Origin of the sequence: Actinoalloteichus caeruleus DSM 43889 (assembly GCF_000429185.2) — a bacterium.
In the GTDB taxonomy this organism is placed as follows: Bacteria; Actinomycetota; Actinomycetes; order Mycobacteriales; family Pseudonocardiaceae; genus Actinoalloteichus_B; species Actinoalloteichus_B caeruleus.
In genome coordinates this window covers 961984-977726 of the sequence record NZ_AUBJ02000001.1, presented here as the reverse complement: position 1 = coordinate 977726, position 15743 = coordinate 961984, and the positions used below count along the sequence as shown (strand labels likewise).

15 protein-coding genes and 1 pseudogene are annotated in these 15743 nt (G+C 74.7%); 1 reads left to right on the top strand and 15 read right to left on the bottom strand.

All coding sequences use genetic code 11. The features are described 5' to 3' along the window. Positions 1–145: 145 nt before the first annotated feature. The 13 genes and pseudogenes from G443_RS03890 to G443_RS03825 all read right to left on the bottom strand — a co-directional run bounded on the left by G443_RS03890 (position 146) and on the right by G443_RS03825 (position 12252). Entirely contained in the window at positions 146–724 is a 579-nt protein-coding gene (locus G443_RS03890) for a 1,2-dihydroxy-3-keto-5-methylthiopentene dioxygenase (RefSeq protein WP_026418002.1), read from the bottom strand. Then, a complete protein-coding gene (gene mtnB, locus G443_RS03885) occupies positions 721–1404 on the bottom strand; it encodes a methylthioribulose 1-phosphate dehydratase (protein WP_245588725.1) in 684 nt (227 codons plus the stop codon). The genes G443_RS03890 and mtnB overlap by 4 nt, the downstream gene beginning before the upstream one ends. Continuing rightward, positions 1397–2122, bottom strand: coding sequence for an acireductone synthase (gene mtnC / locus G443_RS03880; protein WP_026418004.1), 726 nt, complete (start codon positions 2120–2122; stop codon positions 1397–1399). Before mtnC ends, mtnB begins: the two co-directional genes overlap by 8 nt. Then, a pseudogene (locus tag G443_RS24835) lies at positions 2119–3266 on the bottom strand (translation initiation factor eIF-2B alpha/beta/delta subunit family protein). Before G443_RS24835 ends, mtnC begins: the two are co-directional and overlap by 4 nt. 10 nt (positions 3267–3276) lie before the next feature. Then, positions 3277–3723 carry an acyl-CoA dehydrogenase family protein gene (locus tag G443_RS03865; RefSeq protein ID WP_253860290.1) on the bottom strand — a complete coding sequence of 149 codons (447 nt, stop codon included), beginning with the start codon at positions 3721–3723 and terminating at the stop codon, positions 3277–3279. Next, positions 3720–4481, bottom strand: coding sequence for an acyl-CoA dehydrogenase family protein (locus G443_RS03860; protein WP_253860116.1), 762 nt, complete (start codon positions 4479–4481; stop codon positions 3720–3722). Before G443_RS03860 ends, G443_RS03865 begins: the two co-directional genes overlap by 4 nt. Further along, the gene (locus tag G443_RS03855; protein ID WP_026418007.1) at positions 4478–5227 is read right to left on the bottom strand and encodes a nucleoside phosphorylase; all 750 of its coding nucleotides are present in this window, start codon (positions 5225–5227) and stop codon (positions 4478–4480) included. Before G443_RS03855 ends, G443_RS03860 begins: the two co-directional genes overlap by 4 nt. Further along, positions 5224–6138, bottom strand: a complete 915-nt coding sequence (locus G443_RS03850) for an ABC transporter permease (RefSeq protein ID WP_026418008.1) — start codon at positions 6136–6138, stop codon at positions 5224–5226. The genes G443_RS03855 and G443_RS03850 overlap by 4 nt, the downstream gene beginning before the upstream one ends. Continuing rightward, positions 6135–7208, bottom strand: a complete 1074-nt coding sequence (locus tag G443_RS03845; protein WP_081715302.1) for an ABC transporter permease — start codon at positions 7206–7208, stop codon at positions 6135–6137. Before G443_RS03845 ends, G443_RS03850 begins: the two co-directional genes overlap by 4 nt. Next, positions 7205–8752: an ABC transporter ATP-binding protein gene (locus tag G443_RS03840; protein WP_081715303.1), complete on the bottom strand. Its 1548-nt coding sequence runs from the start codon at positions 8750–8752 to the stop codon at positions 7205–7207. Before G443_RS03840 ends, G443_RS03845 begins: the two co-directional genes overlap by 4 nt. Before the next feature lie 32 nt (positions 8753–8784). Beyond that, positions 8785–9816, bottom strand: coding sequence for a BMP family ABC transporter substrate-binding protein (locus tag G443_RS03835; RefSeq protein ID WP_030107397.1), 1032 nt, complete (start codon positions 9814–9816; stop codon positions 8785–8787). 182 nt (positions 9817–9998) lie between these two features. Continuing rightward, positions 9999–10604 (bottom strand): hypothetical protein, encoded by a 606-nt coding sequence (locus G443_RS03830; protein ID WP_026418011.1) that lies wholly within the window; start codon positions 10602–10604, stop codon positions 9999–10001. A 472-nt stretch (positions 10605–11076) separates the two neighbouring features. Continuing rightward, positions 11077–12252, bottom strand: coding sequence for a cytochrome P450 (locus tag G443_RS03825; RefSeq protein WP_051313674.1), 1176 nt, complete (start codon positions 12250–12252; stop codon positions 11077–11079). A gap of 288 nt (positions 12253–12540) precedes the next feature. Between G443_RS03825 and G443_RS03820 the strand changes: the two genes are divergently transcribed. Further along, a complete protein-coding gene (locus G443_RS03820) occupies positions 12541–14001 on the top strand; it encodes a four-carbon acid sugar kinase family protein (RefSeq protein ID WP_026418013.1) in 1461 nt (486 codons plus the stop codon). A gap of 133 nt (positions 14002–14134) precedes the next feature. On the opposite strand, the gene G443_RS03815 is transcribed toward G443_RS03820, so the two are convergent. Both G443_RS03815 and G443_RS03810 read right to left on the bottom strand, forming a co-directional pair. Beyond that, positions 14135–14506 (bottom strand): DUF488 domain-containing protein, encoded by a 372-nt coding sequence (locus G443_RS03815; RefSeq protein ID WP_026418014.1) that lies wholly within the window; start codon positions 14504–14506, stop codon positions 14135–14137. A gap of 322 nt (positions 14507–14828) precedes the next feature. Then, positions 14829–15710, bottom strand: a complete 882-nt coding sequence (locus tag G443_RS03810; RefSeq protein ID WP_026418015.1) for a PP2C family protein-serine/threonine phosphatase — start codon at positions 15708–15710, stop codon at positions 14829–14831. Positions 15711–15743 lie beyond the last annotated feature (33 nt).

Sequence of the window (15743 nt, the reverse complement as noted above, 5' to 3'; positions counted from 1 at the left end):
TCCACCCTGGCCGGTGGCCGGTGTCGTGCCGAGTGGCTGGGCCTCGCTTGGCCTGATCCAGCCGAGGGGGTGCGGTGCCGGCTCTCCTCGGTCGGGCACCCGGTCCTGGGTGGGGGCCGAGGGGGCGCCGGCACCGCGTCGGGCCCTAGCCGAGGGTCGCCCGGATCTCGTCGAGGCCCGGGAACCGGTCGGCGATGGAGTTCGGCACGAAGTCACCGACCCAGCCCTGCTCGTCGTGGAAGAAGCGGATGGACACGTAGTCGGGGGTCGTGCCCATGTCGAACCAGTGCGTGGTGTTGGCGGGCACGCTGAGCAGGTCGCCGGCCTCGCACAGCACGGCGTGGACGCGGTGGCCGACGTGGAGGTAGAAGACCCCCGACCCGCGGGCGAAGAAGCGGTCCTCGTCGTCGTCGTGGGTGTGTTCGGACCGGAACCGGGCGCGGGCCTCCTCGGCGCGGCGTCGCCAGTCGGGGGTGTCGGTGGGGGTCATGTGCATGGCGTCGACGTGCACGTAGCCCTCGGTGGAGATGACCTCCTCGATCTGGTCGCGGTAGGCGGCCAGGACCTGCGCGGAGGTGGGTTCCTCGGGGAGGCCCGGCACCACCTCCCAGCGGTCGAAGCGGACTCCCAGTTCGGCCAGGACCCGGCGGATCTCGGTTGGGTCCTCGGTGCGCAGCAGCACCGCGTCGGGTCCCTGTTCGGGCCACACGGTCAGCAGTGTCATCGTCGTGCCCTCCTCGTCAGCGGGTCCGGTTGGTCACCGAGGTCGAGGTCGGCGGCCAGGACGAACCGCAACAGCCACTCCAGGCACTCCGCGCGGTGGCGGGCCTGGACGAGGTCCGTTCCCCACACGTACAGGCCGTGGCGGGCGACCAGCAAGGCGGGGGTGGCGGGGTCGAAGCGGTCCTCGAAGGCGTCGCCGAGCACGCGCATGTCCTGGCTGTTGGGGACGACCGGGACGGTGACCAGGTCGTCGTGTGCCTGGCGGCCGAATCCCTTGAGCATCTCCAGGTCGCGCAGTGCCACCCCGGCGGGCCAGCGTTCGGCGGCCAGGACGGCGGCCAGGACGTGGATGTGGACCACGGCGCCGGCGCCGGCGACCCGGGCGATGCGGGCGTGGAGGCCGGCTTCGGCGGAGGGGCGGGGGACCGGTTCGGGTTGGTCGGGGGTGGCGTGGCCGTATTCGTCGACGATGACGACGTCGCGGGGGGTCAGTTCGCCCTTGTCCAGGCCGCTGGCGGTGACGGCCAGCCGCAGCGGGTGGCGTCCCAGGGTGACCGAGAGGTTGCCGGAGGTGCCGCGCATCCAGCCGAGGTCGGCGTAGCGGGCGGCCTCGGCGGCCAGGGCGGTGCCCGCGGCGTCCCGGTCCTCGGTGGCCATGGGGGTGGGTGCGGGGTCAGTCATCGGCTCGCTCGATCGTCACGTCGTCGAAGGTGGTGACGACCGGGTGGGCGCCGAAGTCGGCGTCGGCGAAGGGTTCGCCGGGGCGGGCCAGTCCCACGGTGTGCCAGCCGTCCGCGGCGGCGCCGTCGAGTTCGGCGGGCACGTCGGAGAGGAACACCAGGTGCGCGGGGTCGGGGGAGCCGAGCGCGGCGCGGATGGCGGCGTAGGAGGTGGGGACGCGTTTGGGGCCGGCGTTGACGGTGTCGAAGTGGTGGTCGAACAGTTCCCGCAGGTCTCCTTCGGTGGTGTGGGAGAAGGAGGCGATCTGGCCGGCGACCGAGCCGGAGGAGAACACGGCCAGGTCCAGTCCGGCGGTCTTCCAGGCCCGGAGTTGGGGGACGACGTCGGGGAAGTAGGTGGAGATGAGTTCCCGGTGGGTGTAGCCGTGTTCCCAGATCAGGCCCTGGAGTGCCTTGAGCGGGCTGGCCTTGCGGTCGGCGTCCATCCAGGAGTGCAGGACGGAGACGACGTCCTCGGTGGAGGCGTCGGCGGCCAGTCCGGCGTCCTCCTTGATCTCGGCGACGGCGGCGGTGACCCGGTCGTCGTCGGGGTGCTCGTCGATCCAGGGGCCCAGGCGGGGGCGGGCGTAGTCGTAGAGGACCACGTGGACCTGGCTGGTGGCGGTCAGGGTTCCCTCGATGTCCACCACCACCCACCGGGCGGTCAGGGTGTCGGTCACGGGGTTGCCTCCTCGTCGGGGGCCGGCGCGGGGTCCGGCCGGGTGTCGTCGTGGTAGTCGGCCAGGTGGGCCGGGTCGAAGGGGCCCCGGTCGGTCACCACGGTGCGCACGAACCGGGGTGGGGTGATGTCGAAGGCCGGGTAGTGGCCGCGGACCCGGGAGCTGGCGGTGCGGCGGCCCAGGGTGTGCAGGACCTCGGTGCCGTCCCGGTGTTCGATGGGGACGTCGGCGGCGGTGGGGGCGGCCGGGTCGGGGCCTGGACCTGCGCGAGGAACGGCACGGCGTAGGCGTGGGCGGCGGTGGCCAGTTGCAGGGTGCCGACCTTGTTGATGACGTGGCCGTCCATGGTGACCCGGTCGGCGGCGGTGACCAGGTGGGTGACCTGGCCGGTGGCGATGACGGAGGCGCCCATCCCGTCGGTGATGAGGGTGGTGTCGACCCCCATCTCCGCGAGGGTCTCGGCGGTCAGGCGGGCGCCCTGGAGGTAGGGGCGGGTCTCGGTGCAGTAGTAGCGGACCCGTTTGCCGTGGCGGCCCAGGGCGGCGACGGTGTCCACCAGGTAGAGGTCGGCCCAGCAGTGGGTGAGGACCGAGGCTCCGTCGGGCAGCAGGGCGGCGGTGTGTTCGCCGAGGGCGCGGCTGCGGTCCCGGTAGCGGCGGTCGCCGGCCCTGGCTCCGGTGAGGGCGGCCTCGACCAGGGCCGATCCGGTGGGTGTTCCCGCCCGGTCGACCTCGGTCACCACGGCGCGGACCGCGGTGGCGAGGTGGTTGTTGGTGGCCCGGGCGGCGATGATGCGCGCCCCCGCGGCGGTCAGGTCGGCCCGGGCGGCGGCGGGGTCCCGGTGGTGGTGGGCGGCGCGGGCGGCCAGGACCATCGCCCCCAGGGCGGCGAAGTAGGGGCCGGAGGACTGGGTGACCATGTCCTCGATGGCGCGGGCGACCTCCTCGACGGTGCCGCAGCGGACCCAGCGGAGGTCGAAGGGGAAGCACCGGCGGTCCAGGATCAGCACGGTGTCGCCGTCGAGGCGGACGCTGTCTGCGAGGACGGGCAGGACCTCGGGGTCGGGGACGGTGCCCGGCGGGCGGGGTGGGGTGCCCGTGGGTTCGGGCAGGCCGGGGGGTTCCGGCGGCGGTGTGGCTGTCATCACCCGTTCCTCAGCTGTATCCGGTGACCGGCGGGTAGTGGCCGGTCAGCAGGTGCCGGCCGATCTCGGCGGCCTTGTACTTGACCGGGTCGTGCAAGGTGATGGTCCTGGCGTTGCGCCAGAACCGGTCGAGGCCGTACCGGTTGGCGGTGGCCCGCGCCCCGGTGAGCTCGAACACCTCGGTGGTGACGGCGTTGACGACCTCGGTGCTGACGACCTTGGCCTGGGAGATCCGCAGCGCGGCCCGGCCGCGCGTGGCGGCGTCCAGGGCCTGCCCGGCGGCGGCGGCCGCGTCGAAGGCCTCGGCGGCGGTGTCGACCAGGCAGGCGGCGGCCTCGACGCGGGCGGTGAGGCCGCCGTAGCCGGCGAGGACGTGCGGGTCGTCCACGGCGCGTTCCACCCCGGAGGCCGACCAGGCCCGGGTGCGTTCGGTGGTGTACCCGGCGGCCGTGGTCAGGGCGCCGTGGGCGATGCCGACGTGGAGCTGGCTGAGCAGCAGCTGGAATCCCAGGGGGCCAGGGACTGGCGGTGCGCGGCGCCGCCGTCCTCCTCCGGTTGGGCGCCGAGGACGTCGTCGGGGTGGACGAGGACGTCGCGGAACTCGACGCCGCCGCTGGCGGAGAGGCGTTGCCCGAGGTTGTCCCAGTCGCCGAGGTAGTGGATGCCAGGGTCGGCGGCGTCGGTCACGAAGGTCAGCTTGCGTCCGCTGGTGTCCTCGGTGCCGCTGACCACGAGCCGGTCGGCGACGCTGGCCCCGGTGGCGAAGGACTTGCGCCCGGTGACCCGCCACCCGCGCCCGGTGGGGGTGAGGGCCAGGGCCGCGTCGCGGGGGTTGCTGACCCCCGCCCAGAACAGCCGGTCCTCGGCGGTGTTCCGTTCCAGTCGTGCGGTGAGGTCGGGCCGGTCGAACAGCCGGGTGCGCCACAGTTGGAACCAGTGGTAGCCGAGCAGGTGACCCACCGAGGCGTCGGCGGCGGCGATCCGCCGCAGCACCTGGTGGGCCAACGGCCACTGGTGGCCGGCGCCGCCCGCCTCGGCCGGGACCAGCAGCGCCAGCAGGCCGGCGTCCCGCAGCAACGCGACCTCCCGGAGCGGGTGTTCGTTGGCCTGTTCCCGCTCCACGGCGTCGCCGGCCAAGGTGCGCGCGACCTCGTCGGCGACCGCCAGCCAGTGGGTGGCCGCGGGCTCCGCGCCCGGGTGGTCCTCGCCCGTCATGCCCGGTCCTCCTCGACGTCGAGGCTGACCAGCGCGTCCAGGGCCACCGCGACGGAGGCCCGGACGGCCTCGGTCACCACGGCCCGGTGCGGCGAGTAGCGGGTGGGGTCGGCGTTGTCCTGGGAGGCGTTGCCGTCGATGACCAGGGCGCCGCCGGCGGTGAACCCGCGCAGGGCGGCGAAGACCAGCAGGGTGGACAGCTCCATCTCGATGGCGATGACCCGGGCCGCCTGGTACTGGCGGACGGGGAGTTCGAGCACTCCCGGGGAGAACGCGGCCCGTGTCCAGACCAGCCCCCGGTGATGGCGCAGGCGGTGTTCGCGGGCCGCCGCGGTCAGGGCCAGCACCGCCTCGGGGGTGGCGAACGAGGGGTACTCGGCGGGCACCAGTTGCGGGGTGACGCCGTCGTCGCGGACCGCGGCCTCGGCCACCACCAGGTCACCGTCGCCGACGGTGTCGGTGAGCGATCCGGCGGTGCCCAGCCGCAGGTAGGTGCGCACCCCGGCGGCGGCGAGCTCGGTGAACAGGCACAGCGCGCCGGGGCCGCCGACGCCGTGGGAGGAGACGACGAGGTCGGTGCCGCGCCACCGGCCCCGGTAGCTGCGGTACTCCCGGTTCTCCCCGAGGAGTTGGGCGTCGTCGAGCTGGGCGGCGACGGCGTCGGCGCGGGCGGGGTCGCCGACGACCAGGGCCCGGGTGGGCAGGCCCTCGCGGGGGATCTTCGTGATGGGGAGGATGACCGTCATCGGTCCACCGCACCTTCCACGGGGTCGCGCCGGCGCAGCCGCCGGCTGGAGACGAACAGGGCGATCAGGGTGACGACGTAGGGGGCCGCGTCGGTGGCCTGTTGCGGCAGCCCCAGGCCCTGCAACCGGAAACCGAGGGCCTCGGCGAGCCCGAACAGCAGCGCGGCGAGGAACACCCCGACCGGTGCCGCCGCCCCCAGCATCACCGCGACCACCGCGATCCACCCCCGGCCGGCGGTCATATTCTCGGCGAAGAGCGTGACGTTGCCCAGGGCCAGTTGCGCTCCGCCCAGGCCGCACAGGCCACCGCCGGCCACGACCACCAGGTACCGCTGGCGGGTCACCCGCACGCCGAGGCTGGCCGCGGCCGCCGGGTTCTCCCCCAGGCCGCGCAGCCGCAGCCCCCACCGGCACCGGTAGAGCAGGACGGCGGTCACGGCCACCGCCAGCCAGGAGACGTAGACCAGGGGGGAGTGTCCGGAGAGGACGGGGCCGAGCAGGGGGATCTCCTCGACCAGGGGCAGCCGCACCCGGTCGAGGCCGCGCAGCTCGGGGTCGCTGAAGCTGCCCTGGGCGCCGAAGACGGTCCGCAGCAGGAACGCGGTGAGGCCGACGGCCAGCAGGTTCATCGCCACCGAGATCACGATGGCGTCGCCGCCCAACGACACCGATCCCACCGCCAACACCAGGGAGAACGCGGCCGAGGCGGCCACGGCCAGCGCCACGCCCAGCCAGGGGTTGCCGGTGAACCAGCTGCCCGCCACCCCGGCGAAGCAGCCCACGAGCATCGTCCCCTCCAGGGAGATGTTGAAGATCCCGGCCCGCTGGCACAACGCCCCGGCCAGGGCGGCGAACAGGATCGGGGTCAGCGCGCGCAGCGCCGCCGAGAACAACGCGGGGTCGATGGTCACCGGGGCCCTCCCTTGCCGCGCAGCAGGCCCGTGGAGGTGGCCAGCACGATGATGACCAGGGCCTGCACGATGGCGGTGAGTTCGCGCGGCGCCTGGGTGATCCGTTCCATCTCGAACGCGCCGCTGGTCAGCGCGGCGAAGAAGAACGCCGCGACGGCGGTGCCGACGGGGTGGGCGGCGGCCAGCAACGCGGCCATCAGCCCGATCCACGTGTACTGGGGGCTGATCAGCGCCCCGTCGATGAAGCGGAACGGGAACCCCAACACCAGGATGGCGCCCACCAGGCCGGCGATGCCCCCGGAGGCGGCCAGGACCCGCACGGTCAGGCGCGGCCGGTCGATGCCGGCGTAGGAGGCGAACCGGGCGCCGAGCCCGGTCATCCGCACCTCGTACCCGGCGGGGGTGCGGCGGTCCACCACGGTGTAGGCGGCGACCACGGCCAGGACGGCGACCAGGCCGACCGAGATCTGCCCGGCGCCGAGGGTGGGCAGGGCCACCCCGGCGGGCAGCCGTTCGCTCTGCGGGAGGCTGGAGCCGGGGTCGGCGAGGGGGAACCGGACCAGGTAGGAGGCGAAGGAGATCGCCGGGTAGGACAGCAGCAGGGAACTCACCAGCAGGGGCACCCCGAGGTGGCTGTCGCACAGCGCGGCCAGCGCCGCGTAGGACGCCCCGGCCAGCGTTCCCACCAGCAGGGCCGCGACCACGGTCAGGGGTGCTGGCAGCGGGCTGAACAGGCCGGTGACCAGGGCGCCGACGGCTCCGAGTACCAGCTGGCCCTCGCCGCCGAGGTTGACCATGCCGGCGCGCAGGGGGATCGCGAGCGCGGTGGCCATGCCCAGCACCGGCAGGACGTAGCTGAGGGTGTCGGGGAGGTTGTCCGGTCCGAACGCCCCGGTGGCCAGGGCGGCGTAGGCGGTCAGCGGGTTGGTTCCCGTGCCGGCCAGGACGAGGGTGCCCACGACGACGCCGGTCAGGACGGCCAGGGCGACCACCCCGCCTCGGGTGCGGAGCAGGCGGGACGGGCGGGCGGTGCCGGCCGGTGGTGTGGCCTCGGCGGTGCGGCTGGTCATCCGGCCTCCCCGGCCATGGCGAGTCCGATGCGGTGTTCGGTGGCCTCGTCCCTGTCCCACTCGGCCACGACGCGCCCGTCGTAGCAGACCAGGACCCGGTCGGAGAGACCGCGGATCTCGCTGAGTTCGGCCGAGACCAGCAGCACCGCGTGGCCGGCGTCCCGGTAGGCCACCAGTTCGGCGTGGATGGCCTGCACGGCCCCGATGTCCACGCCCCGGGTCGGTTGCTCGGCGACCAGCAGCGGGGCCTGGTGCGCCAGTTCGCGGCCCAGGACGGCCTTCTGCTGGTTGCCCCCGGACAGCGCGGCGATCGGGGTGCGCGTGTCGGGGGTGCGCACCCGGAACCGGTCGATGATCCGGCGGGCGTGGCGGGTCAGGGCGGTGGGGGAGAGGAACCCGAACCGGCCGAGGAGCGGGCCGCGGTGGAACCCCGCCGCCAGGTTGTCGGCGAGTGAGGCCTGCCCGGCGGCCCCCACCTCGCCCCGGTCCTCGGGCAGGTAGGCCAGGCCCCGGCGGCGCCGGTCGGCCACCGGGGCATGGGTGATCTCCTCGCCCCGCAACCGCACGACGCCCGACCGTGCGCGGCGCAGACCCACCACGGCGGCCACCAGCTCGGCCTGCCCGTTGCCGGCGACACCGGCGATACCCACGATCTCCCCGGCGCGCACGGTGAACGTCGCGGCGTCCACCGCTGGTTTGGTGCCCCGGCCGGCCACGGTGAGCTCCCGCACCTCCAGCACGGGTTCGCCGGGGGTCCCCGGGGGGTGCACCACGTCCAGGTCGAGGTCGCGGCCGGTCATGGCGGCGGCCAGGTCACCGGCGGTGGTCTCCTCGGTGCGCAGGACCGTGGTGCGTCGGCCGTCGCGCAGCACCGTCACCCGGTGGCTGACCGCGAGCACCTCGCCGAGTTTGTGGGTGACCAGCAGCACCGCGCGGCCTTCGGCGGCCAGGCCTCGCAGGACGGTGAAGAGCCGGTCGGCCTCGCCGGGGGTGAGCACCGCCGTCGGTTCGTCGAGGATGAGCACGCGGGCGCCCCGGTGGAGCAGTTTGAGGATCTCCACCCGTTGCCGCACCCCGACGGGCAGGTCGCGCACCAGGGCGTCGGGGTCGAGGTCCAGGCCGTAGCGGCGCACCAGGTCGGCCACCGCCCGGCGGGCGGCGGCGCGGTCGACCACGCCGAACCGGTGGAGGGGTTCCGCGCCGTAGACGACGTTCTCGGCCACGGTCAGGCCGGGGAAGAGCATGAAGTGCTGGTGGACCATGCCGATGCCCGCCGCGATCGCGTCGGCGGGGCTGGCCAGCCGGGTGGGGGCGCCGAACAGGTCGAGGGTGCCGGTGTCGGGGCGGCGCGCCCCGTAGAGCACGGAGGCCAGGGTGGACTTGCCGGCTCCGTTCTCCCCCATCAGCGCGTGGATCTCGCCGGCGGCGAGGTCCAGGTCGACGCCGTCGTTGGCCAGTACGCCGGGGTAGCGGACCGTGATGCCCCGCAGTCGCACGACCGGGCGCGGCGTGGTGTGGTTCGTCCCGTTGTCGGTGTTGGTCACCGGTGTTCGGCCTTTCCCGCCGTCGTGGCCGCTCAGGCGGCGGGGTCGGTGACGACGGTGTCGCCGGCGACGATCTCGTCGTGCAGCTGGCGGACCTGCTCGACGACCTCGGGGTGCTCGGCGATGACGCAGCCGGACTCGTCGACGTCGTCGAGGAGCCCGTTCAGGGACACGCCCTCCTCGGCCAGGCCGTAGGAGCGGTTCCCGCCGGTGTCGCCGGCCAGGATGGCCTCGATGCCGTCGGCGATGACCACGTCGGTGCGTTTGACGACGTTGTCGACCACCTGGCCGGGGCTGGCCGGGCACTGGTTGGAGTCGACGCCGAAGGCGTGGATGCCGTGGTCGGCGGCGGCCTCGAAGACGCCGAGGTTCCCGGCGGCCGAGGCGGCGCCCATGACGTGGTCCACTCCGGAGCCAGCGAGGGTCGCGGCGAGTTCCTTGGCGCGGGCCGGGTCGTTGAAGGGGTTCTGGCCGCCGATGAACAACTGGGTGAACTCGACGTCGGGGTTGGTGCGGGCGGCGCCGTCGGCGAAGGGGAGGGAGAACCGGTGGAACTGGGGGGAGTCCAGGACGACGACGGCGCCGACCCTGTCGGTCTGGGTGAGCAGGCCCGCCTGCGCCCCGGCGAGGTAGGCGGCCTCGTGTTCGCGGAAGGTGGCGCAGGTGACGTTGGGGAAGGGGTCCTCGGTGCAGGAGTCCACGAAGAGGAACTGCTGGTCGGGGTTCCGTTCGGCTTCCTGGGCGAGGACGTCGGCGAAGTTGAAGCCGACGGCGACGACGACGTCGGGTTGGTCGCGGACGGCGGCGGCGACGTTGTGCTGGAGGGAGGCGGGGTCGGTGCTCTCGAAGGTGCGGTGGCTGCCACGGTGCTGGTCGGCGGCCTCCTCGACGCCCCGCACCGACAGGGTGAGGAAGTCGTTGACCCCGACCGGGTTGGGGGTGACCAGGACGAAGGACGGGCCGTCCTCGGAGGAGCCCGCCGAGTCGGTGGACGCCGCGTTGCAGCCCACCGCGGTGAGCGAGGTGACGACGGCGAGCGTGGCGAGGCGCAGCGGACGAGACATCACGGTCCTTCGTGCCGTGACGGCGCCACCCCAGCGGGTTCCGACACCGTCGGTGAGCAGGTACATCACTCGAATGGGGGAAGGCTAGTCGGCTGTGCCAGGATCTGGGAAGAACTCGGCGGCGAAGGCCACGACCTTCCCAGGGAATGGGACGACGGGGGTGCGGTCGGGGTCGGCGACGCTCACCTCCCGGGCGTCGGCGCCGGGTCCACCAGGATGTCCGCGCCCTCGGCCAGGTCGTAGATGGCGATCTGGTCCCGCTCGGCGCCCGCCGCCACCGCGGCGTCCCGGTCGAGGTGGCGTTCGGAGACCTCGATGACCAGCCGCCCGGTCTCCGGGTTGACCCACCCGCCCAGGTAGGCATCCGTCCGCTCCGCGAAGAAGGACCGGTTCTCCAGCAGGTAGTCCTCCACCCGCCGCCGCAGTTCCCCGGTCCGCCCCAGCACCCACCCGGGCAGCTCCACCACGGGAGCGTCCCCGAAGGACACCATGTACCCCTCGGTCGGCACGGCACCGTCGAGCCCGATGCTGAACCCGGTGTCCTCCGCCGCCGCGGCCAGTGCCCGCCCGCGCCCCTGCCTGTTCTCCTCGGCGCAGACCGCCACCAGGAACTCGTCGGTGGGCTCCGGGCGGCTCGGGCAACCGCCCCCCGCCTCCGCCGACGGCTCCGACGCTGAGGGGACCGGGCCGGGACTCGGGGCCGCGGCCGGCTCCCGCGCACCCCGGCCTCCCCACACCAGGGCGCCGATCGTGACGGCGACGAGCACCACCGCGACGGCGGTGGCCACGCCCCACCGCCCGCGCCGCCGGCTCGGCGCGTCCTCGTGCGGGGCCCCCGCGCCGCATCGCGTGCCCCACCCTCGTCCCGCCCAGCTCCCATCGACCACGTCTCCCGATCGCGGTGGACCCGGACGTCCACACCCTGCCCGCGATCTCACCCGATCGAACCCGTTGGAGCTCACGCTGATCGTCCCCTCGTCCCAGCCAGCGAGACAGCCGGCGGAGGAGTGCCACCCGAACGGGGGGGGACCCCGCTCGGCTCGACGACCCCGGCGTGGCCACTAGAGGAGCCGGGACGGTCCCGGCACCGCCCTCGGATTCGTCCACCCCGAGCCCACCGAGCACAGTGGAGCCGGCCGGCGACGCGCCGCTCGGGGCCGGGCCCACCACCACGGGAGGAGGCGAAGGCCCCACGGCGGGGCGAACACACCCCGGGGGGCGCGGCCGCTTCGCGCACCCCCAGCGCCCGCACCGGCCAGGTCACAGCAGCACGGGCAACTCCGCCAGGCCTCCGGCGACCACGTCCCGTTCCACCCGCAACCGCGCGGGGTCCACCGCCAGGCGCATCCCCGGGAACCGGGCGAGCAGCCGGGTGAAGAGCACCCGCAGCTCCACCCGGGCCAGCGGCGCCCCCGCGCAGTAGCGGGAACCGTGCCCGAACGACAGGTGCGGCGCGTCGCGGCGACCCACATCGAACCGGTCGGGTGCCGCGTACACCGAGACGTCGTGGTTGGCCGCTCCGGTATCGAGCAGCAACAGGTCCCCGGCCCGCACCACCACCTCGCCCACCCGCAGGTCCGCCCGGGCGTACCGGGACACGCCGTCCCCGCCCTTGTCCATGCCGCGCAGCATCTCCTCGACCGCGCCGGGCATCCGGTCCGGCCGGGCCCGCAGCTCCTCCCGCTGGCCGGCGTCGGTGAGCAGCAGCACGGCCCCGATCCCGATCGCCATCACCGCGGCCTCGCCCCCGAAGAGCAGCAGCACGCAGGCCCGTGCCGCGTCCTCGTCGGTCACCCCGTCCCGGGCGAGCAGGCGGGAGACGACGTCCTCCCCCGGCGTCCGCCGTTTCACCGCCACCAGCCGCCGGCAGTACTCGAACAGCTCCGCCATCCCCCGCCGGGACCGCTCGGCGTCCCGCAGGTCGGCCATCGCCCGGGCGTGACCGCGGAATCGGTCCCGGTCGGCGTCGGGCACGCCGATCAGCGCGCAGATGACGGCCGTGGGCAGCCACGCCGCCACGAGCCGCGCGAAGTCCACCGGGCCCGGGCCCGCCGCGGCGAGCCGGTCCAGGCACTCCTCGACCAGGGCCTCGACGCGCGGGGTGAACGGTCGGAGCCGGGCGGGGGAGAGGTGGGGTTGGATCAGCGTCCGCAACCGCGCGTGGTCGGAGTCCTCGCTGGCGAACTCGCCCATCGGACCGCCCTGCAACGCCGCGTCCCCGGAGCGGGCCGCGCGGGCCGGATCGGGGTGGGACCGGCCCACCCGGGGATCGTCGAGCAGCGCGCGCACCTCGGTGTAGCCGGTCACCAACCACGCGTCGTCGCCGACGGCGGTGCGGATGCGGTGGATGGGCCCGGTGGCCTGCAACTCGCGCAGCCCGGGAGCCACGTGCAGGGGACAGCGTTGCTCGAACGACAGCTGGACAGGGGCGGCCACGGCGCCCTCCTTCGGCAGTGACGACGGACGGAAGGGACGAGAACCGGTGAGGCACCGGGACGAGACGGGCACACACCGTCGCCAACGCGGGACGATCCGGGCACACCCCGTGATCAGGATAGCGGTGCGTGACCGTGTCGGTGCGCTGGGTTCATCACCCGGTCCCTGGGGGAGGGGCGCACGGACCGTCAGGGGCGCCCCGCCCTGGCACCCGAGCGGTGTCCCGTGGTCGGATCGGGTTCCCGCCGACTCCCCGGAAAGGAGCAGCGGCCCCGGCCGCCCACCGCGATGAGCACTCCCGCCTACCCTCCCGCCGACGAGATCGCGCCACCCCGCCGTGAACCCCGAGCCCTCCCGCGGCTCGCCGAGGGCCTCGTGGGCGACGGCACCGTCCTGGTCGCCGTCGACGACGACCCCACCGGCGCCCAAACCGTCCACGACGTGCCCCTCGTCACGGCCTGGTCGGACCGCGAACTGCGCTGGGGGCTACGGCACGCCCGAACCCGCGGCCTGCTCTTCGTGCTCACCAACTCCCGTTCCCTGGACCCCGACGCGGCCCACCGGGTGGCCACCGAGGTCGCCACCACCCTCGCCAGGGCGGCGACCAGCGTCGGCGTGACCGTCCGACTGCTCAGCCGCGGCGACTCCACGCTGCGGGGCCACTACCCGGTCGAGACCGACGCGCTCGCCGCCGCCTGGCAGCGGGCCACCGGCGAAGCCACCGACGCCGTCGTCCTGTGCCCCGCCTACCACGAGGCCGGCCGGGTCACCGTCGGAGGCCAGCACCTGGTCCGCGTGGAGGGGGTGTGGACCCCGGCCGAGCGCACCGAGTTCTCCCGCGACGCCACCTTCGGCTTCACCGCCGGGGACCTGCCCGGGTGGGTGGCCGAGCGCAGCGGCGGCCGGATCAGCCCGGCGGAGGTCACCGTCGTCGACCTCGCCACCATCCGCCAGGGGGGAGTGGCCGGGGTGGTCGCGCTCCTGGACCGCCGGCTGTCCGACCGGAACCCCTCGTCCCCACCGGCCGTGGTCGCCCTCGACGCCGCCGCCGCCGAGGACATGGAGGTCACCGCGCTGGCCCTGGCCGAACTGGAACGGGCCGGGCACCGGTTCCTGTACCGCACCGGCCCGGCCTACGTCCGGGTGCGGGCCGGACTGCCCTCAGCGGCCCCCCTCCAGCCCGCCCCCGTCCCACGCGAGAGCGGGGTGCTCGTGGTCGTGGGCTCGCACACCGCGCTCACCACCGCCCAGACCGCCGCGCTGCGCGCGGCCCGTCCGCTGGTGGACGTCACGCTCCCGGTGGACACCCTGCTCACCGCCCCGGACGACGTGGTGGACGAGGCCGCCCGCCGGGTCGTGGGCGCGTTGCGGCGCGGTGACGACGTCCTCCTGGAAACCTCCCGAGCCCTGCGCCGCGGCGTCGACGCCGCCGACAGCCTGCGCATCGCCCGGGTCGTCTCCCGGGCCCTGGTCTCCGTCGTCCGCGCGGTGCGGCGGGAGTGCCCGCCCTCCTGCGTGGTCGCCAAGGGCGGCATCACCTCCCACGAGGTCGCCGTGCACGGCCTCGGGGTCCGACGCGCCCGCGTCCTGGGCTCCCTGCTGCCGGGGGCGGTCTCGCTGTGGCAACCACTCGACCTCGACGGGCGGCCCGCCGGCCCGCGCTACACCGTGTTCCCCGGCAACGTGGGGGACGAGGGTTCCCTGGTGGAGGTCCTCCACCGCGTGGCTCCACCCCCAGCCCGCGGGTAGTGGCCCCGGGCGGGACCGCCATCGACCGGCGTCCCGCCCCCGGGCGCCGCCCGCCTCGTCCGCCCGGCGGTGTCCCTCGGGTGCCGCGGTGCCGGGCCGCCGACCCGGGGTGGGCGGAGCTCCCGGCGGCCGCTCAGGCCGATTCGGGGGTGTGCTCGGCCAGCCAGGCCGCCAGGACCGCCGCCTGGCTGTGGTCGAGGTCCCGGCTGGCCGTCAGCAGCGTCACCGGAGCGGACCTGGCCAGGTCCTGGAGGTGCCCCGCGGCGTCCCGCCGCCCGGGTTCCCGCAGTTCCCGCAGGTAGCGGCGGCGGAACTCCGGGAACCGGTCGGGATCGTGGCCGTACCAGTGCCGCAACTCCGTGGAGGGAGCGACCGCCCGCAACCACTCGTCGAGGTGGGCGTCCTCGCGGCGCATTCCCCTCGGCCACACCCGGTCGACCAGCACCCGCACGCCGTCACGGAACCGGGGCTCCTCGTACACCCGCCGATAACCGATGTGTGACATTCCTCCGCTCCCGTCACCGTCGCCGGGCTCGGTCCGGGTACCACCGGACCGCGCGGGCCCGCCCCACGCGGGGCCCTCACCCGCCAGGATTGCCCGGGCCCGGCCCGGGAAACCCGTCGACGCCGCCGGGCCGCGCGGAGGCGGGCGGGGTCCTCGGCCGGGAAGGCGGAGCGAGGCCGGTCGGGGACGGACGGCCAGGCCCGCCCCGCCGCCGGTGCTGGTCGGCGCGCGCGGACGCGTGACGTCCTGGTCGTGCTCGTCGTCGGATGATCGGCCGCCTCGGCCTGCCCTGCGGGTCCGCCAGGGGACCCGGTGCTGGCGGTCAGTCCGCGTCGGCGGGGAAGACCTCCCCGGTCCACCGGGACAACCAGGCCGGCCCGGACGTCGGATCGGCGGTCACGCCCTGGTCCTGGGCCGCGCCCACCACCAGGCCCGGCTGCGGCTCCGGGTCCGGCTCGGACTCCACGACGTCGGCGACCACGCAGGTGATGTTGTCCGGTCCGCCGCCCCGGTTCGCCAGGTCGATCAGCTGCCGGATGGCCTCCTGGCGGTCCTCGACCGTGCTGAGCACCTCGTGCACCGTCTCGGCGCTCACCACGGCCGTCAGCCCGTCGGAGCACAGCAGGTAGCGGTCGCCCACCTGCGCGTCGTGGGAGGACAGGTCCGGGTCGGCCGAGCCGTGGCTCTGCAACGCCCGCATCACCACCGAGCGGCGCGGGTGGTCGGCGGCTTCCTCGGGGGTCAGCCGCCCCTCGTCCAGCAGGCTCTGGATCATGGTGTGGTCACGGGTGATCTGGTAGAGCACCCCGCCCCGCAGCAGGTAGCCCCGGGAGTCCCCCACGTGCGCCAGCGCGAGGCGGGAGCCGTCCCACATCAGCGCGGTCAGCGTGGTCCCCATCCCCGCCAGGTCCTCGTCCCGCTGGGCGAGCTCGGTCAGCCGCTCGGCGGCGGAGCTCACCCCACCGGCCAGCAGGTCCAGGGCACGGCCCCGATCCGGATCGGAGGCGGCGAGGGAACCGTCGAGCTCGACGAGGGTGGCCACCACCACCGAGCTCGCGACCTCGCCGTGCGCGTGCCCACCCATCCCGTCGGCCACCGCCAGCAGGCGAGGACTCGCGTACGCCGAGTCCTGGTTCACCGCCCGCCGTTGGCCAACATCGGAGCCCGCGGCGTACCGCAACAGCAGGGGCTTCGTGTGCATCATGGAGGCAGTAAATCACTGGTTGATCGTGTTCAC

Coding starts and splice junctions, on each gene's coding strand:
- G443_RS03890 (WP_026418002.1), bottom strand. CDS start 724: ATGACACTGCTGACCGTGTGGCCCGAACAGGGACCCGACGCGGTGCTG.
- mtnB (WP_245588725.1), bottom strand. CDS start 1,404: ATGACTGACCCCGCACCCACCCCCATGGCCACCGAGGACCGGGACGCC.
- G443_RS03860 (WP_253860116.1), bottom strand. CDS start 4,481: ATGACGGGCGAGGACCACCCGGGCGCGGAGCCCGCGGCCACCCACTGG.
- G443_RS03855 (WP_026418007.1), bottom strand. CDS start 5,227: ATGACGGTCATCCTCCCCATCACGAAGATCCCCCGCGAGGGCCTGCCC.
- G443_RS03845 (WP_081715302.1), bottom strand. CDS start 7,208: ATGACCAGCCGCACCGCCGAGGCCACACCACCGGCCGGCACCGCCCGC.
- G443_RS03835 (WP_030107397.1), bottom strand. CDS start 9,816: ATGTCTCGTCCGCTGCGCCTCGCCACGCTCGCCGTCGTCACCTCGCTC.
- G443_RS03820 (WP_026418013.1), top strand. CDS start 12,541: ATGAGCACTCCCGCCTACCCTCCCGCCGACGAGATCGCGCCACCCCGC.
- G443_RS03815 (WP_026418014.1), bottom strand. CDS start 14,506: ATGTCACACATCGGTTATCGGCGGGTGTACGAGGAGCCCCGGTTCCGT.
- G443_RS03810 (WP_026418015.1), bottom strand. CDS start 15,710: ATGATGCACACGAAGCCCCTGCTGTTGCGGTACGCCGCGGGCTCCGAT.